The sequence below is a fragment of the Hyphomonas sp. UBA3601 genome (assembly GCF_002375605.1).
GTDB lineage: Bacteria > Pseudomonadota > Alphaproteobacteria > Caulobacterales > Hyphomonadaceae > Hyphomonas.
This window is the reverse complement of record NZ_DFME01000109.1, coordinates 1-2,891: the sequence shown is the minus strand read 5'-3', so window position 1 is coordinate 2,891 and position 2,891 is coordinate 1. Positions and strand designations below refer to the sequence as shown.

3 protein-coding genes are annotated in these 2,891 nt (G+C 58.4%); 2 read left to right on the top strand and 1 reads right to left on the bottom strand.

Annotated elements, in window-relative coordinates; translation table 11 throughout:
* On the top strand, window positions 1–524 hold a 524-nt coding region (locus tag B4F73_RS11065), incomplete at its 5' end, for a DUF6088 family protein (protein ID WP_290483272.1).
* Window positions 485–1,564: a nucleotidyl transferase AbiEii/AbiGii toxin family protein gene (locus tag B4F73_RS11060; RefSeq protein ID WP_155843532.1), complete on the top strand. Its 1,080-nt coding sequence runs from the start codon at window positions 485–487 to the stop codon at window positions 1,562–1,564. The genes B4F73_RS11065 and B4F73_RS11060, both read left to right, overlap by 40 nt.
* Window positions 1,565–1,693: 129 nt before the next feature.
* Here B4F73_RS11060 and B4F73_RS11055 read toward each other — a convergent pair whose 3' ends face one another.
* Window positions 1,694–2,419, bottom strand: a complete 726-nt coding sequence (locus tag B4F73_RS11055) for a hypothetical protein (RefSeq protein ID WP_290483271.1) — start codon at window positions 2,417–2,419, stop codon at window positions 1,694–1,696.
* Between the last annotated feature and the right edge of the window lie 472 nt (window positions 2,420–2,891).

The following is a 2,891-nucleotide window of genomic DNA, read 5'->3' as shown; positions in this document are numbered from 1 at the left end:
TCCTTGATCTCGGCTCGCGCGCCTCTGTCGATCAGACGCTGTCGCGACTGACCGATCAGGGCGTGATCCGTCGACTCGCCCGGGGCATTTATGACTACCCGAAGACGAGTCCTCGTCTGGGCCGCCTGTCGCCCGATCCTGATGCTGTCGCCGCCGCCATCGCCCGAAAGGATGGACGCGTCGTCCAGGTCTCGCCGGCGCGCGCGGCGAACATGCTCGGCCTGACCACACAGGTTCCGGCGAAGGCTGTCTATCTGACAGATGGACCAAGCCGCACGAAGCAGATCGGGGCGCAGACCATCATCATGCGCAACGCCGCCGCCAGGAACCTTGTCGGCGCTGGCAAACCGACCGGTGCAGTGTTCCAGGCGCTGCGCTATCTCGGCAAGGATGGGGTGGATGCAAGCGTCGTAGCGCGCCTCTCCAGGACGATTGACGCCGACACCCGCCGCGCCCTCGTTAAAGATGCCCTTCAGGCACCAGGATGGATGCGCCCGGTGGTTCAGCAGATCGCGGCGGCCTGACAGTGGATGGTTTCGCGCAGGAAACCGCAACCATCCGCGCGGAGGTCTTTCAGGAGACGGCTGCGCGGATGGGCGTGCAAGCCGCCATTGTCGAGAAAGACTTCTGGGTCTGCTGGACGATCAAGCGCGCTTTCTCACTTGGCGATAGGATTCCCGGCCTGATCTTCAAAGGCGGCACGTCTCTTTCGAAAGCCTATGGCCTGATCCGCCGCTTCTCCGAAGACATCGATCTCAGCCTTGACCGCCATGATCTCGGTTTCACCGGTGAGCGCGACCCGGCCAACGCGACAAGCAATAAGACCCGAAAGGCCTTGCTCGACGAACTCGAAGCCTGCGCCATTGAGGCAGTCGGCGGTTCGGTCAAAGCCGCTCTGTCAGAAGCGATGAGCGAAGCGCTTGGCAAACCGGTCCTTCTGAAAACTTCAGATGATGACCCGCAAACGCTGATCTTCACCTATCCGGAAAGCCTGCCTGCGACAGCCGCCCTGCCCTATGTGCGTTCGTTCGTTCGCCTCGAATTCGGCGCACGCTCGGATCACCTACCGGCAGAGCAGCGGGACATCTTTCCCTTTGTGAACGAACAGTTTCCGGACCTGTTCTCAGAGCCAGGCGTATCGGTGAAGACCTTGTCAGCTGCCCGGACATTCTGGGAAAAGGCGACCATCCTTCACATGTTGGCGCACCGGGATGCGGCGAGGCCGCTCGGTGAGAGGATGTCGCGTCACTATTACGACCTCGCGCAACTCGCCCGATCCAAAACAAGGCCTCAGGCCCTGAGCGATCTGGCGCTTCTTGAAGCTGTGGCGCTCCACAAATCCGTCTTCTTCCGGGCGGCCTGGGCAAATTATGAGACGGCCCGACCGCCAACGCTCAGACTCGCGCCAGCGCCTGAACTTGAGGCCGCACTTCGATCTGACTATGCGCAAATGGCTGAAATGCTGTTCGATGCGCCCGAGCCATTCGACGCCATTCTGGAAACGATCGCAGTGCTCGAAGCGGAGATCAATTCCATCGAGGCTCCTCCCAACAGTATCGCCTGACAGGCCGAAACTGCCCGGCCAAAGACTTTCGCCGCCCCCTTCGTGACCCATTAAAGTTTTGAATGGGTCACGAAATACCCATTGTGCGACACCCGACGGGCGCGGCTTCAAGTGCTCGAAGCGATGACGTCAATGCAGCGTCACCAAACCGACCTGGTCATCAAACGGGAACAAGAAGGCCTCGGACCAAAGACCGGTGGTGCTGTAGACGCGATCTGCGAAATGCTGTCGATCGTCTGACATTGTCTCGGCCAGCAACCCCATCCAGCACAGCGGCTGAAGCATTTGTGACCAGATCATTCCCGGCAAGCGGTCATAGGGCTGTCCGGCGTCCGGCGGACCGTAAAGGATTTCACGAAGCACGCCGCATGTCACGCCTGGCACCGCCTCCGTATTCAGCACACCGAGAAACACATCCCAGTTGCCAAGCCTCGGCTCGGGCATCCGCGACGAAGCGGCATGATCGACTTCGAACAACCAGAATGGCGCGATCAGGTTGAAGAGATCGCCGGGCTTGTCAGCAATGTCCCTGCCCGCCTTGGTGAGCCGACAGGTCAGCTTGTAATGCCGGATCAGCTCGAGTTTCAGCAGAAGGAAATGCAGAGCTTCGAGCGGCGGAAAATCGTCCTCATTCAGCACCTTATTGACGAGGAACAGCTTGTCCTCTTCCCAGCCCGGCCAGGCGAACTCGGCAGCCGCCCAGTGCACGAACTTGCGCTGAAACGCCTTGCCCTTCGTCAGGCCGATCGCATCATGTTCGGCCAGATACGCCAGAAGTTTCTGAGCCGCGCCAATCATGGGCGCACCGGCAAGTGCACGCTCATCATTCTTCACGGGCTGGAGCAGAAACGTCATCGCATATTCATCGTCAGGCTTGTTACCAAACAGGCTAACGACGAAAGCGCGGGATGCCTATTCGAGGTGTTCAAGGTTCGAACCCCGAATGTCGCGCCTAACCCGAAGCAGCACAGATCGTCGGGTTTTTTCCGCTTGCAAATCAACGGCTTATATAGTTTAGTTTGGCGCGAGTGACGTGCCACGATCCATATTATTTATCCAATATATTCAAACACATACGTGCATGAAAGTCAATTTTTGGTCCTCAGTTCGGTCGGATTTTGGTCCACAGTTTTGCGGACCTCACTAGTTCGACGCGCGGTTAGGCGTCGAACTAGCTGATAGCATAGAATTCCAAGATTAGGAGCCCAAACCAAAAGCCTTGCCTATTTCATAGTCTCAGATCAACCAGTTCTGTGTTTAGGTGGTGTCTCAGTTTGAATCTTCCGCTGCAGCTTGCGGCCGGAAAAGGGTCACGTCCCGGGTCGTG

Coding starts and splice junctions, on each gene's coding strand:
- B4F73_RS11060 (WP_155843532.1), top strand. CDS start 485: ATGGATGCGCCCGGTGGTTCAGCAGATCGCGGCGGCCTGACAGTGGAT.
- B4F73_RS11055 (WP_290483271.1), bottom strand. CDS start 2,419: ATGACGTTTCTGCTCCAGCCCGTGAAGAATGATGAGCGTGCACTTGCC.